The following is a 16,921-nucleotide window of genomic DNA, read 5'->3' as shown; positions in this document are numbered from 1 at the left end:
TAAATTAAGCTTAATGTGACTGTTTAACATGTATCGGACTAGGGGTTCCATCGATTTTGTGTTTAGTTTGTAACAAATGTTTTGTTTTAGGCTTTTAAGCAAAAAATGATGGCAAACTGGGCGAGGATATTATCGCGTCTCAGGCACGTTTTCTTGGCTTAGTCGACCCTAAACCCATTGCAATTGGCGGCTCAACGAACAGTAAATTATTCCCCAATGCTTTAAGTTTTGCCCAAGCGATGCTGGGCGTGGAATACACAGGCCATACCGAAAAAGAGTTCATCACCCACAAGCAATTCATGCTGAACCTAAAAATGTATACCGCAGCGTTTATCGAGCTATCGGCGGTGAAAATAGTGCTCTTTGTTAAAGTTATTTTGGGATGACACAAAAGTGTAGGGAGCAATAAAGCCGTTCTGAATATAAAAGGTTCATTCGGAAATGGCGGTTAAATCTTAGATTTCTGCCATTTCAACTCTAAATACTCAAAGGCTGAAAGGCTCAAAGCTAGTGAGTTATATCGTCAGTTGTGCTGCATGAATTGTCATTGTTTCCCCAGTGACTCGCCGTCTTTTTATTTCATAAGAAGTATCCCTATAGGCTCGACGGCGGCATCCATGCCGCCAACGGTCACTGTTGCAACAATGCCAATCCTCACGAACCCTTTCGCTGTTCGTTTAGCTAAAAAGCTATTGCCCCAAAGCTCGTTAGCGAAGCGTTTTTAACCTTCTTGGTATGATGAGAGAGTTGACCAAATTTCAATACTACTACAGAGTGTCAACAGGACTATGGCTTTAACAAGTTTAGCTAAATGGAAAACAAAAAAGGCATCAATGTAAGATACTCAAATCGTCCAGTTAAAGTCGCATTTATTGTTCCTTTAGTTGATGACAACACCACTCAATGGATTTTAGATGGCATTTTTTACGAAGCATACTCCCGTTGGGGCGGAACTAAATCTTTAATAATCCCTTTTAGTAATGACGATTTTATATCTGATAGGTATTTAGACTGGCTAGAACAATATGATGCGGATTTTGTTTATTCGTACGTCGATTTAACATTAAAACAAATCAATATCATCAATAAGAAATCTCTACCTATCGAAATGATAAAGCATGAAGTTCATGGCGAAGTTAAGAGGTGGAGGCAGTTCATTCCAAGTTGGCCTTATGGCTTTACTCCTATTCGAGCAATGTCAACAATTAACAGTCCTTATGCGAAGTACCAAGATTGGTCGAATGCAAGCCAGCCAAACTTGTACATAACGCAATACTATGAAAATGATGAATATCGATTCTTACCAGATAACTTTGGTATATCTCAAGGGGGGAACGGTCCTAATCTTGGGCGGCTGAATATCTTCGGTACTGTTTGCTATTGCGCACAAGACCTACCCGCATATAACGATGTTGGCAATGAGCGCTGCCATAGCTTAGCTGAACTTTTGGGTAAGCTTGCCCAAAAGCAGGTCAAAACTTTCTCAAAGCTTTCGAGCATTCATGCATCGACTATTAATCACCCAAATGATTATGAATGGGCAAATAGCTTTAATTTATTTGTTGGTGATACTGCTGCAGATAGACTACATTTTTGGAATGGTAGATTATTGTCCGAAAACAACGAACGATATGATTTCAGCGCTCTCAGTATTTCAAGAGAGCACTTTGATAACGATGACTTTTTAACATCATTAGGTGCGTTTTTAAATGCTCATAATTTTAAAGGGCAAGGCAATGGTCCTTCTTCTTTGAGGTTACGAAGCTTATCTCTTGCCAAAGAAGACTGCGAACAGCTAGCCCAACATCTGCAAGACTATACTTATAGCTATGTTACGGTGCCAGATAATTTCGATAGTCCAGCATTACCGAGTGAGCGAGCACTTAAAGGTCAATATATTGTTGAGTCAGGAATAAGGTCTCTAAAAGTCTATGAACGCGATCACAAGTTTGTAGTAGATGAAGTCGAGCACTTTAAGTATCTAACACCTGATCTATATGACTTTAAATCAGGACAGTGCATCTCTAACCTATATATTGAGAAACCAAAGGAAAATTATAAAGTAATAGGTGGCTTCAATGATTGGAAGCTACCTAGACGACTTGAAGCGGCATTAGCATTCACTAAAAATCGAGCAAAAGTATCTAGACATGGTTCATTTATCGTAATCCCTGATGCGCCACAACAACTATTTAATGGAATAGCGCAACATGAGTTAACTATTTCTTTATTCATCCCTGATGAAGAAAAAGTATTCCGATGTCTCGTTTTAGAGCATATCCAAAAAATGAGGTATGAATATGATATGCGTTTACAATTAGTCACAGCTAAATACGATGATTTAGAATTGTCCGATAAAGGTCAAAAACACCGTGGCGTTATCTCATTATTTGACGGCGACCTTTCTCATGCTGGTATATTAACCAATTCCTTTTGGCGAAAAATAGTTAGAAAGTCGATAGAAAACTACAAATCGTCATTCTCTCTCAATAAGCTTACAACGATGATTGATCAGTATACCCCTGTCAGCCTCGCGCACATTACAGAGCAAATGAGACTAGATAACGTTGGCGTTACAAAACAGTACTTAAAAAACAACCTTAAAGACACCATCGAATACTTAGTTCATCAGGGCATATTAATTCAGGAATACAGATGGCGTTGTTCGTACTGTGGTAATGAAAATGGCTTGACGCTAGACACAATCAAACTGGATAACAATTGTAGTATTTGTAACAAACTACATAAAACACCAATTGATATGGAGTGGAAATACAAAGTTGCTCCGTTTATAACCTCCGCACTTATTGAGCAAAACGGATTGACTGTACTATGGGCTATTGACCATTTAATGGATGTTTTCCGTTCTCAACAGGCATTTTATCTGCCTGAGGTTAATCTGTTTAAAAATCGTGAAGGCAATGACAATAATGAAATCGATTTTCTTGCTGTCATTGATGGTAAATTCATTGCGGCAGAAGTTAAATTAAGCGCCGCTAGCTTTGTAGATAACCCTAACGAAGTAACTTCGTTTATTGATGAAATCCAGAGGTTATCCCCTGACATTGCCTTTCTGATCTGTGAGCAATATTGTCAACAGCAGGCAGATATTGATGAATATAAAGGAAAATTAGAGGAAGTTATTGCCAATATTCATGAAACCATTCCAGATATTGAGGTAAAGGTTATTGTTGCGAGTGAGGTAGATGGCTTTAATTCTGTACCTATTGAATTAGGACCTTACGGCGAAAGAACCTCTGCGTTTTTTGATAGGTTGGCCGAGTAAGCATTGTGCATGTGTGTATAAATACCGTTATGTTACTTTACAGTTTTTCTTATTTAAAAATGAGTTTGTTAGAGGAGTATTACAAATTAATCTAATTTATTTTCGTCCAAAAGATTGCTGTGTATTTTTATTAGCCTTATTAAAAAGCATTTATAAGTCATCAATAAATAAAATGATTAGTCAATCTGATAACGGTAAATGTTAGATCTGTCTTTAGAAGCAACAGGTTACGCGAATGCTCGAAAGGTGAGCCATGGTGATTAGCGAGACGACCGTCCGCCCCATGGATGGGGCGGTCGAGCATCCACGGACGGACTAGCTGCGTGTCGATGAGTGAATGCCATGGCAAGCCTATATGAGTGGATACCAGCCAACACTAATATCCCAATAACTGAATTTACCTACATGTTTTGTCTTGAAGTGAGTTGCGTTTAGTATGATATTTCATGATTCAGTTGCAGCGTCACTAAAGTAAAAAACAATGCAAATCAGCACAATAACTTTTCCACGCAATAAAAAGCCCTGCTTATACAGTGATATATAGCAGGGCTTTTTGATTGCGAGTTTGTATTCGTTGAGCGGAAGGACAAGCTTAACTCAGGGTTTATGACCTATATCGAATCGGTCATAAATCCTTTTATCTCATCCACCTATTTCTCTCACTCATCTCTTTACACTCATCTCTTTCACTAACATTAGCATCATGGAGATGCTAGTAGCCGATGGCTTCGCTACCCGAGTGGCGTGGATCAGACGCGCCAAAAATCCCTTGTTCGGTCACCATGATTGATTGCGTACTGCCCATAGCGGATTGTACTTTCACTTTGTGTCCTTTGGCTTCGAGCAGGGAAATGGTATCGCGATTAAAGCTGGACTCGACTCGCAATTCATCGGGTTGCCATTGATGGTGAACCCGCGCCGCATTACTGGCTTCCGCGATATTCAATCCATGATCAATAACATTCATGATGATCTGCAGTGTGGTGGTGATAATGCGCGAACCACCTGGACTGCCAGTGACGAGGAAGGGTTTGCCATCCTTCATTACTATTGTTGGGCTCATTGAGCTGAGTGGGCGTTTATTGCCCTCGACCGCATTGGCATCACCGCCTACTAAACCGTAGCCGTTTGGCACGCCGGGTTTGGCAGAGAAATCATCCATCTCGTTATTGAGCAGAATCCCTGTTCCCTTCGCCACTAAACCTGAGCCATAGCTGAAGTTTAAGGTGTAAGTATTAGAGACAGCGTTACCCCATTTATCGACTACCGAGAAGTGAGTGGTTTGATCGCTCTCATAGGGGGCGAGCTTGCCGGGCTTGATTTCAGCGCTCGGTGTAGCTTTATTCATCGCAATTTGGCTGGCGATTTTGTGGGCGTAGTCCTTACTGGTTAATGCTTTGATGGGTACCTTATAAAAGTCGGGATCGCCTAAGTATTCGCTGCGATCGCTATAGGCGTATTTCATGGTTTCTGCCATCAGATGAATCGTTTGCGCGGTATTGTGGCCGAGTTTGTCTATCGGGAATTGCTGCAATACGTTGAGCATTTCGATGATGTGCACGCCGCCCGATGATGGTGGTGGCATAGACACAACTTGGTAACCGCGGTATTCGCCGCGCACGGGTTCACGTTCCACAACCTTATAATTTTTAAGGTCGTCTAAGGTCATAATGCCGCCAGCGTCTTTCACCGCATTGATGAGCTTAGTGGCGGTTTCACCTTCGTAGAATCCTTTGGTGCCTTTTTCAGCGATAAGACTTAACGAATGGGCAAGTTCAGGTTGTTTAAGAATATCATCCACTTGATAGTCACTGCCGTCAGCTTTGTAGAAGATAGCGGCCGTGGTTGGCCATTGGGTCATGCGGCGTTTGAGGCCTGCAAGGGATTGGGCAAGATCTGGCGTTACGCTAATGCCTTCCTGCGCCATTTTAATCGCGGGCGCGGCGACTTGGGCGAGTGTCATAGTGCCATATTTTTCAAGGGCTAAGCTCATGCCCATCACAGTACCTGGCACACCCACGGCAAGACCGTGTTCGCGGCTTAGTTTTTCAACTGCGTCGCCATTTTCGTCGAGGAAAATGTTTTTCTTGGCTTTAGACGGCGCCATTTCACGGTAATCGATAGCGATGGTTTTGTTTTCTTTGGCAATATGCACCAGCATAAAACCACCGCCGCCGATATTGCCAGCACGGGGTAAGGTGACTGCCAAACTGAAGGCGACAGCCACGGCGGCGTCAACCGCATTACCGCCTTGCTTTAGGATCTCAACGCCGGTGCGACTGGCGAGAGTTTCTTGGCTTGCGACCATGCCATGCTTAGCCCACACAGGTTGTGCGGTGGCCATCTGGCTGAAAATTGGCGATTCATCGGCAAGCAGACTGGGAGATGATAGTAAGGGAAGCGCCATCGCAATGGCGAGAATAAGAGGTCTAAAAGGTCTTGTTGGACGCATACTCAATCCTGAATTTATTTTAATTATGGCTATGCAATGTGCCGAGAATTAGGCTTAATTGCAACCTCGTATACTTGTTCACACCAGTAAAGGACGATAATTTACCCAATGAGACAGCTTATCTTGGCTTTTGCGAGCTCAATGTCGGATATTTCGGCCAGTGCGTGGAATGCCGCCATGGGTGAGGCGAATCCCTTTTGCCGCCATGAGTTTCTGTTGGCACTCGAGCAAAGCCGCTCTGCCTGCACTGCAACCGGTTGGACGCCTCGACATTTATGCGTGTTCGATGCGGGTGACACATTAAATAATGTCGACAGTAAGGATAAAAGCTTGTCGCCTTTGGCTGAAGGAGGGTTTATCAGTGTGCAAACTGCTAAGCACTTCAATCAGTTTCCACTTATTGCCGTCATGCCCTTGTACCAAAAATCCCACTCCTACGGTGAGTATGTGTTCGATTGGGCGTGGGCCGAAGCCTATGAGCGCCATGGGCTCGATTACTATCCCAAATGGGTGAATGCGATCCCTTTTACCCCAGTGCAAGGTCAACGGATGGGCATTCATCCCGCATTAGATCGCGCCGAACAACTGCGCGTGGCGGCATTACTGCTGCTGACATTGAATCGCCGACTAATATCAGCGCAGGATAATCTCGTACTTGAGGAAGCTATTCTTAATCAGCCAGGGCTGGGCGATAACCCGATTTCCTCATGGCACAGCCTGTTTGTTACCCCAACACAAACGCCGTTATTTGAAAGTTTGCCAAATTCGCTGTTAAAACGCTTAGGCACGCAGTTCCACTGGCATAATCGCAGTTATCGGGATTTTAATGATTTTCTGGCGGGCTTTAGTTCCCGTAAGCGTAAAAATATCTTGAAGGAGCGGGTGCAGTTACAGCCTTTTAATCTTAAGTTTCAGTTTGTCGAAGGGGAGCAGATCACCGCTTCGCAATGGCAGACGTTTATCCAATGTTATCAATTAACTTACCTTAAGCGCTCCGGTCATCGCGGCTATTTAACGCCAACCTTTTTTCAGCAGTTGGGGGCACAACTCGCTGCGCAAGTCCTACTCTTGGTGGTTGAAGATGCAAAGGGTGAGATGGTCGCTGGCGCCTTGTATTTAAAAGGTGAGAATACCCGAGGGCAGAAATGCTTATATGGTCGTTATTGGGGGACGACGGTTGAGCTCGACGGTTTACATTTTGAGGCCTGTTATTATCAAGGTATTCAATATTGTATTGAACATGAGTTTCAAGTGTTTGATGCGGGCGCGCAGGGGGAACATAAGGTGCTGCGTGGCTTTGAACCCGTAGCAATGTATTCCTACCATAACATCGCCCATTTGGGATTTAAGGCGGCGATTGCCGACTTTGTTGAGCAAGAAACACTGCAAATGCAGCAATATATGGCGCAGATGCAGGATGTGTTGCCCTACAAAAAAGCGCCTTCATAAAGACCGCGTTAACAGGACTTTATTGGGCTCATTTTAGGTAGAACGGGTTACATTTAAGCGGTTAGTTCAAACCGTTAGCTCATGGCTAACCAAACTCCTACGCCTATCATTAGGCTGCCCGCAATGCGGTTTAACCAGCGAATATTATCACCACGGCTCAAGAAGATGCGCAGGCTTTTGCCACCACTGGCGTAGGCGAGCATAGAGGTAAATTCGGTCACCATGATAATGCTCAGTAAGGCGAGGAGCTGCGGCGCGACGTCGCGCTCGGCATTGATAAAAGGGGGCAATAGCGACACCATAAATGCCCAACCTTTAGGATTGGCAATGGCGGTAATAAAGCCTTGAGAGATCAAGGTGAAATTGCTGGCTCTGGGGTTAGTGTCATCATCACTTAATATGGCCATCTTGCCGCGCGCGCGCCACATCTGTACGCCGATATAGCCTAAATAAATTCCGCCAACCCATTTGAAGATTTGAAAGATTTCGGGATAGTTGAGCATGATACTGGCAACGCCCATCACGGCGGCCGTGGCCACTAACGCCACGCCTACCAGTTCACCCAACATCATCCACAGGGTGCGGCGCACACCTATGCTCATACCCAGTGTCATGGCGAGTGTCATGCACATGCCCGGAGTGATAGAAACAAAGAAAAAAGTCGGGATAAACACAGCGAGTAAGGCAAAATCAGGCATGGTTTGGTCATTCTTGGGTGAAGATGAGAAGATCGATAGTGTAATGAAAACGGCGGATTTAGCCAATCTGCTTATTTTGAACTTGCTCTCTTTAAATGTAATCGGTTGTGTTGGCTGGCGATATTTCACGCAAAAAGCATATTGTAGTTATTATTAACAATATGCTCACTAACCCCATTGTGATTAATTCTGCAGTTGTTCGGTTAACAGCGATTAACTTCATAGTTAACAAGATAAGACATTGACTGTAGGTTCTACATCAGTATCGATCAAGTAAACACTATCGGCGCCCACTATATAATAACTGTATAGGTCTTGGTAAATATGTTCGCCTAATTCACCATAATAAGGGCGGCGTGCATTTTTTACCGACTTCCATATTGGCCAAGGTAAAGAAAAATAATCGGCATTGGATTGATTCGTGATATTTAAATCTGAATCAATAGGGAATGGCGTATTGCATTTATCATCATGTTGAATATCACTTATGTTATCTAAGAAGGTTTGATAACTTGACTCATCAATTACTTGTATTCCTGATATCGTAGGGAAATATAATTCCATCGTGAATGCATCGTTATCAAGTTCCTGCCACAGTATGGTTAAAGATAAATGGTCTAATCTGCAACTCAGGTTCGGGTGTGGCTTTAGGTTTCTGTTCACGGGAAACCAAGGTTGATAAGCCGCTTTAATCATAGCGAATCCTCGTTATATTATTGTGTTACGAACATATCTTAGTCGTTTGGCTGTTACTTTTTTGCATTATTTTTGCTGAAAGTACCATAACCTAAAAATAACTGAGAAGCATGTTGAGATTATCCAATATTTTTTGAAACTCATATCAACCAAATGCGCCTTATCAATCATAATTTGATTGATATGCTAACCCACATTCTCAAATCAATGGTTAATGACTGTTCTAGGACAGTTCAAAAATGGGTTCAGCACATTATGAAATCGCCTTATTTCTCCTCTTTTAAAAAGACTCTCTTGGTGACTGTCGCTTTGGCTGCCAGTATTAATTACGTTATGGCTGACGACAGTGCCTCTGCGTTTAGTCTCGAAAGTAATTTAGCTGATAATTCAAGGTTCCCTCCTGAGTATTATTGGAATCAATTTGGTTGTTCGGGCGAAAATATTGCACCGCGTTTAACTTGGCAAAATGTACCTGCCGGTACCAAGAGCTTTGCTGTCACTTTATATGACAAAGATGCGCTTACTGGCAGTGGTTTTTGGCACCGTGTTGTGTATGACATTCCGGCACAGGTGTCGACTCTCGCAGGTGGTGTGAATGGCGGAGCGCTACCCAGTGGTGCCATTGAAGCTAATACCGATTTAGGTAAACCTGGATTCTTTGGACCTTGTCCACCAGAGGGACGTGAACACAGTTATGTATGGACAGTGCATGCTTTGGATGTGGCGCAGTTGCCGATAGACAAGGGATCAACACCCGCTTTGGTGGGATTCTATCTTTGGCAGCATAGATTAGGCGAAGCAAGTTTAACACTTTTAGCTGGCCCACGTTAGGAGGAATGAAGATGACCATATTATCTACGCGCATTACATACCCAATGTTATCAAAGGCTTTTACTCTACTGGCAACCAGTTTGTTGTGTTCTCACTCATGGGCGACACAGACTGAGCCGCTGGCAAAAATGGAAGTCTTTGCCGAACTTGATGGGGCTGTGGGCGGTATTACTTTCACATCAGATGAACGATTGATTTTCAGTTATCACCCTTTCTATCAACCTAACATTAAGGTGGCAGAGCTTTTAGCGGATGGTAGTACTAAGCCATTTCCTAATTCGGATTGGCAGCAATGCCATGATCCGCAGGGCAAAGCGAAAGAACCTGACACTTGCCTTAATTGGGTGTTGGGGCTGCGAACCGACGATCAAGACAGAGTTTGGCTATTAGACTCTGGCCAGCAGGCGCCACGTATTGAGCCAAAATTAGTGGCGTGGGATACCAAGAAAAACCAATTAGATCGCATTATTCATTTGCCCGCGCCAGTCTCTCTTCCTGAGTCACAACATAATGACTTTGTTATCTCATCTCGACATCAAGCGATTGTGATTGCCGATGAGGGGATTGGCACGGGTCCCATTGGTGAAAAGGCTGCGTTGGTGGTTGTGGACTTAAATACAGGGAAAAGTCGGCGCCTATTACAGGGTGATAACAGTGTGATGCCAGACTTACAGCGGCCACTGATTATCGATAAAGACTCAAAAGATAGAAAGCAGATTGAAGTCTATGTGGGTGCCGATGGCATTGCTTTAGATAAAACCCAAACATGGCTCTACTTTGCCCCGATGAATAAAGACAAAGTTTACCGTGTGCGGATGACAGATCTCATCAATCCTTCGTTAACGCCTGCGGCACTCTCTGCCAAAGTGGAGGCTTATGCCGATAAGCCCGACAACGGTGGCTTAAGTATTGATGAAGCGAATAATTTGTATCTAACGGAAGTGGGAGAGCGGGCCATTGGCGTGATTCCTGCTGATTCTCGCCAGTATCGCACTTATGTCCATGATGAACGTATGGTTTGGCCCGACGGTGTGAGTTATGGCAAGCAAGGTTATTTGTACTCTGGGGCTGCGCAATTACCGTTATCGGCACCATTAAATAATGGCAAAGCTGAAAACAGTCCACCTTATTATATTTTCCGTTTTAAGCCGTTGGCTGCGGGCGTTCGTGGTAATTAATCTCATCAATTAATTTTATAACCTTACGCCAAGTGCTTATCTGAACTGAATTTATTCACACGATTTTTGCGGATTAAAACGGTTTGGATTCGCACTTGGTTATACCGAGTCAGTACTGCCAGAGGATGACAATATGAACATAAACGGATTGGATCACTTTACCATCAGAACGCCCAAACTGGTTGAAACGCTGTTGTTTTATCAAGTCATCCTTGGATTGAAATTAGGTTGGCGGCCACAGTTTGGTTTTCCTGGACATTGGCTCTATGCCTCAAATAAGCCCATTTTGCATTTGGTGGAAGCGGGCGATCAGGCGCTAGATGCCTACTTAGGGGAAAGCAGAAATATTTATGGCTCTGGACGTGTTGACCATTTGTCGTTTCGTGGTACGGATTTACACCAGATGCAGCAGCATTTATGCCAGCAGAGGATGATTTTTCAGGAACGAATTGTGCCTGAGATTGGTGAACATCAGTTGTTTCTTGAAGATCCGAATGGCATCAAAGTAGAGATGATATTCCCCTATGCAAAGGATAACGCCATCGTTGGAATTGTGATGGATAGGCTCACTATTTTAGACACCAAGGAGCCTGAACATGGCGGAGATTAATGTCTTCAGAAGGCAATTATTGCAAACGCTGGGATTGGGCAGTTTGGCATCATTGGCATTATTTCCTCGAGGTGCGATAGGTATGAATTCATTGAATAAGAGTACAAATATGGAGAGCTCACAGGGTAAGCCGATGATTCGCATGGGAGTGACGGACTTAAGTTTTCATCGCGTCACCGCCGCTGTGGTGGCCCATGTGATAGGGATTATGGGCAAAGAGGTGCAACGAAGTTATGCATTGCACGAGGCTAATTTTGAGCAGCTAGGTGAAGGCAAAGTGGATATGCTGTGTTCTGCATGGCTGCCCCATAGCCATGGGATCTATCGACAAGGTGTCGAAGAGCGAGTTGCTACGCGGCAACTCGGGCTACATTATGAGCCCTATGCGCTCTGGGGCGTACCCGATTATGTGCCTGTTGAGCAAGTGTCGAGCATTGAGGATTTACTCAAACCTGACGTGCAGCAACGTATGCGGCCCATCATTCAAGGGATTGGTGAGGGGGCGGGGATCACGCGATTTTCTAAAAATATCATGACGCAATATGGATTAACGGCGGCAGGTTATCAATTTAGAACAGGCACTCAGGCCGACTGTGTCGCCGCTTTTGAGTCTGCAGTAGCGGTAAACGATTGGGTGATCGTTCCTTTGTGGCATCCACAATTTTTACACCATCAATACGGTATTCGCGATCTTCAGGACCCCAAAGGTTTACTCGGGGGAAAAGATAAAGCGGTATTGCTCGCCCGTGAACGCGAGTTAGCGGTTAATTTCTCGCCCGCACAAATTCAGGTACTTGATAACATAGTATTATCGAATCAAATGGTTGCAGAACTCGATTATGCGGTTAATCGACAAGGAATGACGGAAGATGAGGCCGCTGCGAACTGGCTGACAGTCAATCCTCAGCATTTGACGACCTGGTTAGCCCCGCTGCTTAATCCTGCGAATGTCTCATCTCAGGGGGTGACATTATGATGATCACACCTGAATCGCGGCTAGTGGCGGCTGGGTTTGAACTACCTGAGGTTGCTGCGGCTCTTGGGAATTACGAACCCTATTTAATTGTCGGCAGTCAGTTAATGACCTCGGGTCAGTTTCCCTATTTAGAGGGCGAGCTTCAGTATCAAGGACAATTGGGCGCAGATCATACTGTGAGCGAAGGCTACGCTGCCTGTCGTCTTGCGACCCTAAATGCCATTGCCCAATTGAAACAGGCTTGCGGTGAGCTTTCGCGGATAAAACAAATTTACCGCTTGGAAGGGGTGCTAAATGTGCATCAATCTTGCTTTGAACATCCTAAAGCACTCGATGGGGCTTCGGATTTATTGCTTGAAATCTTCGGTGAAGCAGGGCGTCACAGCCGGATGATTTGGACAAATCCGGTCATGCCGCTTAACAGTTTGTGTCTAGTGTATTTATTTGCAGAACTCTATTGTGATGACGAACAAAGGTAATGACCTTTGTCTCGATTGAGATTGAATGCTTGAATGTGACTCACATTGGCTGTTAGCTAAATGTTCTGTCAGCAAGATGGGTAGTTCATTCAATAGCATATAAGGCAGTTCTTGAACTTTCATCAATCGATTGTTAGGGTTAGGCCATCATGGACTGAATGTTGACAATACGATGACTGAGAAACAAAAAATGTTGGCGGGCCAGCCCTATAAGGCTTGGGATGATGAGTTATTGGCTGAGCGGATGCGGGCGAAATCCATTTGTCATCAGTTTAATCTAGCCGAACCGACTTTGCTTGATGCCCGAATGGAGCATCTTCGTGGCCTGCTTGATATTCAACACTGCGCCCATATTGAGCCTAATTTCTTTTGCGATTACGGCTATAACATCCATATTGGCAAACAATTTTACGCCAATCATAATCTAACCATATTAGATGTTTGCTCAGTCTCGATTGGCGATAATGTGATGTTTGGTCCCCATGTGATGATTTCTACCGCAACGCATCCTATTAATCCCATTGCGCGGCAAACGACGGAATACGGAGCGCCAATTCAAATCGGCAATAATGTCTGGCTAGGTGGAAACGTCTCTGTACTGCCCGGTGTGACCATTGGCGATAATTGTGTCATTGGTGCTGGTAGTGTAGTGAATAAGAGCATTCCGGCGAACTGCGTGGCGGCGGGGAACCCTTGTAAGGTTATCAAACCTATCGATGTGGACTAGCGCAGGAAAGTTAAAGCCGAGTGATTGGTGTCAAAGCTGATGGTGATTTAGATGACGATGTAGATATTCGTAGAAAGAAAAACGGTACGCAGTGCGTACCGTTTTTTATTAGCAGGATGAATACTTACAGTACGCCGCGGCGCATTTGGTCCCGTTCAATTGATTCAAACAGGGCCGTAAAGTTGCCTTCACCAAAACCTAAGTTATTCTTACGTTGGATGATTTCGATGAAAATCGGTCCAAACAGGTTTTTAGTAAATATTTGCAATAAATAGCCTGTATCATCACCATCCACCAAAATTTGGTGATGTTTGATGCGCTCACGATTCTCAGTCACTTGAGGCAACTTGTCGAAAATGGTGTCGTAGTATTCAGGGATGATGTCTAGGCATTGGATTGAGCTGCCTTCCATCGCATCCAGAGATTTAACGATATCGCGGCTTCTAAAGGCTAAATGTTGCACACCTGGGCCATTGTATTCCTTCAGATATTCATCAATTTGGTTTTTATCGCTGCCTTTACCTTCGTTGATCGGGATACAGAAGCTACCATCGGGTGAGCGCAGGGCGTAGGACACTAGCGCGGTTTGTACGCCGCTGATGTCAAAGTAGCGCACTTCAGTAAAACCAAAAATGTTTTTATAGAAGTTAGCCCAATGTTCCATTGTGCCTTTGTAGACGTTGTTGGTTAAGTGATCGACCTCGATAAAGCCTTTCTCTTGGGTGATGACTTGCTCGTCTAAATCTTCAAAATCAGCGGCATAGATATTGTTATCTGCGCCAAAGGTGTCGATGAAATAAATTAAGCTGTCGCCAATGCCGTAAATCGCAGGATAAGGCAGATCTTTGTTGGCATCATCGGCGGGTTTTGCACCACGTTCAACGGCAACGCGATAGGCAAAGCCGGCATCTTCTACACGCCAGCCCATAGAACAAATGGCTGGGCCGTGGGATTTAGCAAACTTAGCTGAGAAACCTTCGCGCCCAGTGTTGAGCAGAAAATTAATGTCATTCTGTTTGTAGTACAGGATGTCTTTGTTCTTGGCTTTTTTCAGCAGAGAAAAACCAAAGTCGATAAAGACTTTGTGCATAAAATCAGTATCAGGGCTGGCGAATTCAGTGAATTCGATACCTAATAAGCCCAGTGGATTTAGTTCGCTTGCCATGTTGTTTTCCTCGTTATTTTAGTGCAACACGCCGTCACTCTAATGACCCCCGCATGGGAGTGCTGGTGGCTTGGGGCTAGTCTTCTAGCCAAGAGCGGTTGTAGTCTTTGCTCATGCAATTTTGTACATGTTCGGTTAATTTCAGTGGGGCGAACGTGTCCACCATCACTGCATATTCATAGGTTTCTTTTTTGCCAATTGAGGCTTCAGTGCGGCCCGGTTGTGGTCCGTGGGCTACACCTTTTTGATGTAAGGTCATGTAACCCGCTTCAATGCCCGTGCGGCTCATAAAGTCGCCATCGACGTAATACAAGACTTCGTCACTATCTATGTTGTTGTGGTAATAAGGCGCCGGAATCGATTTAGGGTGGAAATCGTAGGGGCGCGGTACGAAGTTACAAATCACAAAGTTATGGGCGGTAAAGACTAAGTGATCAGAAGGGGGGAGATGGATTTTGCCTACCTTTGGCGCGTATTCGGTAATGTTGAATGCCCAAGGGTAAACGCAGCCATCCCAACCCACTAAATCAAAGGGATGCCATTCAAGTGTGGTGAGTTGGTACTTATCGCCAAACTTACACACTAAGGGGAAGGCGCCGCGCTCAACCACAGCATCTTGCAATGTAGGTACGCGCAAATCGCGCTCGCAGTAAGGTGCTGATTCTAATAGTTGACCATACTCATTACGGAAATGCTTAGGCACTTCCACCATAGAGAATGACTCGATGACGAAAAGTCGCACATTACTGTAATCGTTGAATTTTAGTTGATAAGTAGTACCGCGTGGGATCACGAGATAGTCCCACTTTTGTACCTTAATCGTGCCGTACTCGCTGTAGAGTGTGCCTTCGCCTTCGTGGACAAAAACCACTTCATCGGCATAGGCGTTACGGTAAAACTCGTCGGTATCGACGGTGACTTTGGCGGTATACAGTGCTAAGTCATTGTTATAAAAAATCTTGTTACGGGCGCTGAAAAAATTACCTTCACGGTCGGCGTCGCGGGAATCGAGTTTATAGTTTTGGACCAGCGAATCTTCCCAATTGGCACCATGGCCTAGGCTGTAGGGCGCCACTTCTAATGCTTTGGTTGGCATGTTGTGGTGATATTTATTGGAATAAATATTGGAAAAACCATGGGTTGAGAACAACTCTTCACGGTAAAGCTCGCCGTTTTCCTTTTCAAATGCGATATGGCGCTTATGGGGAATCTGGCCTTGTTTCACATAAAATGGCATGGAGGATCCTTGGTTTTTACAGCGGCGTGAGATTAGCTCTACTTCGCTTGTCGTTATGGTTATGTGATCTTGTTATCAATTTAGTTGCTTGAATGAACAAAAAAAAGAATAATAAATCCGTTATCTCAATCTAAAAATTAGATGGTATTCTAATCTTTACGAATCGTAGTGTTTCCGTGACATGTTCATTAGAGCTAAGGAGTGACCATGCGCATCGATATTGATGCTTTTAATGTGCTGCAAGTGCTGGTGGAAGAGGGCAGTTTTGCCAAGGCGGCGGAGCGATTACACAAAGCGCAATCGGCGGTGAGTTATCAAGTTAAAAAGTTAGAAGAGCACCTAGGCGTGCCGCTTTTTAGCCGTGAGCAATATCGTGCTGAGCTGACGCAAGAGGGCCGAGTGATTTTGGCCGAGGGACAAAGATTACTGCAACACCTTGCAAACATTGAACATCTTGCCAGTCGTTTCAGTGAAGGCTGGGAGCCAAAGCTAGAACTAGTGATAGACGGTGCCTTACCGATGGAGCCTATCATGACGGCCTTAAAGCGTATGGCTGAACATCAAATCCCCACTAAAATTCAGCTGAATATGGAGTTTTTAGGCGGTGTACAACACAGATTCGAGCGTGATAATGCTGACTTGATGTTAGTGAAAGATTATCGCACTGGCCCCTACTATCATCCGCAGCCTTTGCCTGCAATTACTAGCGTGCTGGTGGCCAGTGCTTCGCATCCTTTGTCTTTTATTCGCGCAATTAGTTTGTCTGAGCTGCAGCAACATGTGGAATTAACTATCGAAGACTCTTCACCCAATAAAAGTTACCGCGATGAAATGCAATTTGGCGGCGATAAAGTGTTTTATCTTTCTGGCTTTATCATGAAAAAGAACGCCTTGTTAAAAGGCTTAGGTTTTGGCTGGTTGCCGGACTTTTTAGTGCAAGAAGAGTTGGCTAAGGGCGAATTAGTTGAAATCGACTTCGTCGGTGGCAGTCGTTTTACGTTTATTCCACAGCTCGTCTCGACCTTAGAGCGACCGTTAGGTCGTGCGGGACAACTTTTTACCGAGTTGATATTAGAGGAGTTTGCTAAGGCTGAGCAGTTTAATGGTGTGGGTTTGGGTTGATAAGTCTTCGCTTGT

The 16,921-nt window shown here is 44.4% G+C and carries 14 protein-coding genes and 1 pseudogene; 10 read left to right on the top strand and 5 right to left on the bottom strand.

The genetic code is table 11. The features are described from left to right. Nucleotides 1–143: 143 nt before the first annotated feature. Together L5L91_RS08285 and L5L91_RS08280 are read left to right on the top strand one after the other, a co-directional pair. Nucleotides 144–386: pseudogene (locus L5L91_RS08285) on the top strand (hypothetical protein); the annotation flags it as partial. 425 nt (nt 387–811) lie between these two features. After that, nucleotides 812–3,286: a hypothetical protein gene (locus L5L91_RS08280; protein WP_263236083.1), complete on the top strand. Its 2,475-nt coding sequence runs from the start codon at nt 812–814 to the stop codon at nt 3,284–3,286. A 712-nt stretch (nt 3,287–3,998) separates the two neighbouring features. On the opposite strand, the gene ggt is transcribed toward L5L91_RS08280, so the two are convergent. Continuing rightward, a complete protein-coding gene (ggt, locus tag L5L91_RS08275; protein WP_263148905.1) occupies nt 3,999–5,738 on the bottom strand; it encodes a gamma-glutamyltransferase in 1,740 nt (579 codons plus the stop codon). Nucleotides 5,739–5,846: 108 nt separating this feature from the next. On the opposite strand from ggt, the gene L5L91_RS08270 reads away from it, so the two are divergent. Further along, complete coding sequence (locus L5L91_RS08270; RefSeq protein WP_263236081.1) at nt 5,847–7,187, top strand: GNAT family N-acetyltransferase; 1,341 nt, start codon at nt 5,847–5,849, stop codon at nt 7,185–7,187. Between the two features lie 74 nt (nt 7,188–7,261). Here the strand turns inward: L5L91_RS08270 and L5L91_RS08265 are convergent, their stop codons facing one another. Both L5L91_RS08265 and L5L91_RS08260 read right to left on the bottom strand, forming a co-directional pair. Next, nucleotides 7,262–7,885 carry a LysE family translocator gene (locus L5L91_RS08265; protein ID WP_263148907.1) on the bottom strand — a complete coding sequence of 208 codons (624 nt, stop codon included), beginning with the start codon at nt 7,883–7,885 and terminating at the stop codon, nt 7,262–7,264. A 225-nt stretch (nt 7,886–8,110) separates the two neighbouring features. After that, a complete protein-coding gene (locus L5L91_RS08260) occupies nt 8,111–8,581 on the bottom strand; it encodes a hypothetical protein (RefSeq protein WP_263148908.1) in 471 nt (156 codons plus the stop codon). 297 nt (nt 8,582–8,878) lie between these two features. Between L5L91_RS08260 and L5L91_RS08255 the strand changes: the two genes are divergently transcribed. The 6 genes from L5L91_RS08255 to L5L91_RS08230 all read left to right on the top strand — a co-directional run bounded on the left by L5L91_RS08255 (nt 8,879) and on the right by L5L91_RS08230 (nt 13,382). Continuing rightward, nucleotides 8,879–9,412 (top strand): YbhB/YbcL family Raf kinase inhibitor-like protein, encoded by a 534-nt coding sequence (locus L5L91_RS08255; RefSeq protein ID WP_263236079.1) that lies wholly within the window; start codon nt 8,879–8,881, stop codon nt 9,410–9,412. A gap of 11 nt (nt 9,413–9,423) precedes the next feature. Beyond that, a complete protein-coding gene (locus L5L91_RS08250; RefSeq protein WP_251071153.1) occupies nt 9,424–10,590 on the top strand; it encodes a major royal jelly family protein in 1,167 nt (388 codons plus the stop codon). A gap of 133 nt (nt 10,591–10,723) precedes the next feature. Next, entirely contained in the window at nt 10,724–11,200 is a 477-nt protein-coding gene (locus L5L91_RS08245; protein WP_131525029.1) for a VOC family protein, read from the top strand. Next, a complete protein-coding gene (locus L5L91_RS08240; RefSeq protein ID WP_263163033.1) occupies nt 11,187–12,176 on the top strand; it encodes a glycine betaine ABC transporter substrate-binding protein in 990 nt (329 codons plus the stop codon). The genes L5L91_RS08245 and L5L91_RS08240 overlap by 14 nt, the downstream gene beginning before the upstream one ends. Then, the gene (locus tag L5L91_RS08235; RefSeq protein WP_263163032.1) at nt 12,173–12,655 is read left to right on the top strand and encodes an Atu1372/SO_1960 family protein; all 483 of its coding nucleotides are present in this window, start codon (nt 12,173–12,175) and stop codon (nt 12,653–12,655) included. Before L5L91_RS08240 ends, L5L91_RS08235 begins: the two co-directional genes overlap by 4 nt. Nucleotides 12,656–12,827: 172 nt before the next feature. Beyond that, nucleotides 12,828–13,382 (top strand): sugar O-acetyltransferase, encoded by a 555-nt coding sequence (locus L5L91_RS08230; protein ID WP_131525027.1) that lies wholly within the window; start codon nt 12,828–12,830, stop codon nt 13,380–13,382. 124 nt (nt 13,383–13,506) lie between these two features. Here the strand turns inward: L5L91_RS08230 and hppD are convergent, their stop codons facing one another. Next, nucleotides 13,507–14,547 carry a 4-hydroxyphenylpyruvate dioxygenase gene (hppD, locus tag L5L91_RS08225; protein ID WP_263163030.1) on the bottom strand — a complete coding sequence of 347 codons (1,041 nt, stop codon included), beginning with the start codon at nt 14,545–14,547 and terminating at the stop codon, nt 13,507–13,509. A 76-nt stretch (nt 14,548–14,623) separates the two neighbouring features. After that, the gene (locus L5L91_RS08220; protein ID WP_263163029.1) at nt 14,624–15,784 is read right to left on the bottom strand and encodes a homogentisate 1,2-dioxygenase; all 1,161 of its coding nucleotides are present in this window, start codon (nt 15,782–15,784) and stop codon (nt 14,624–14,626) included. Nucleotides 15,785–15,991: 207 nt separating this feature from the next. Between L5L91_RS08220 and L5L91_RS08215 the strand changes: the two genes are divergently transcribed. Then, on the top strand, nt 15,992–16,906 hold the full coding sequence (locus L5L91_RS08215) for a LysR family transcriptional regulator (protein WP_263236077.1): 915 nt from the start codon (nt 15,992–15,994) through the stop codon (nt 16,904–16,906). Nucleotides 16,907–16,921 lie beyond the last annotated feature (15 nt).

The sequence above is a fragment of the Shewanella sp. SM55 genome, assembly GCF_025654025.1.
Lineage (GTDB): Bacteria > Pseudomonadota > Gammaproteobacteria > Enterobacterales > Shewanellaceae > Shewanella > Shewanella oncorhynchi.
Note: the sequence above shows the minus strand (reverse complement) of the source record. Positions and strands in the feature narration are given on the sequence as shown.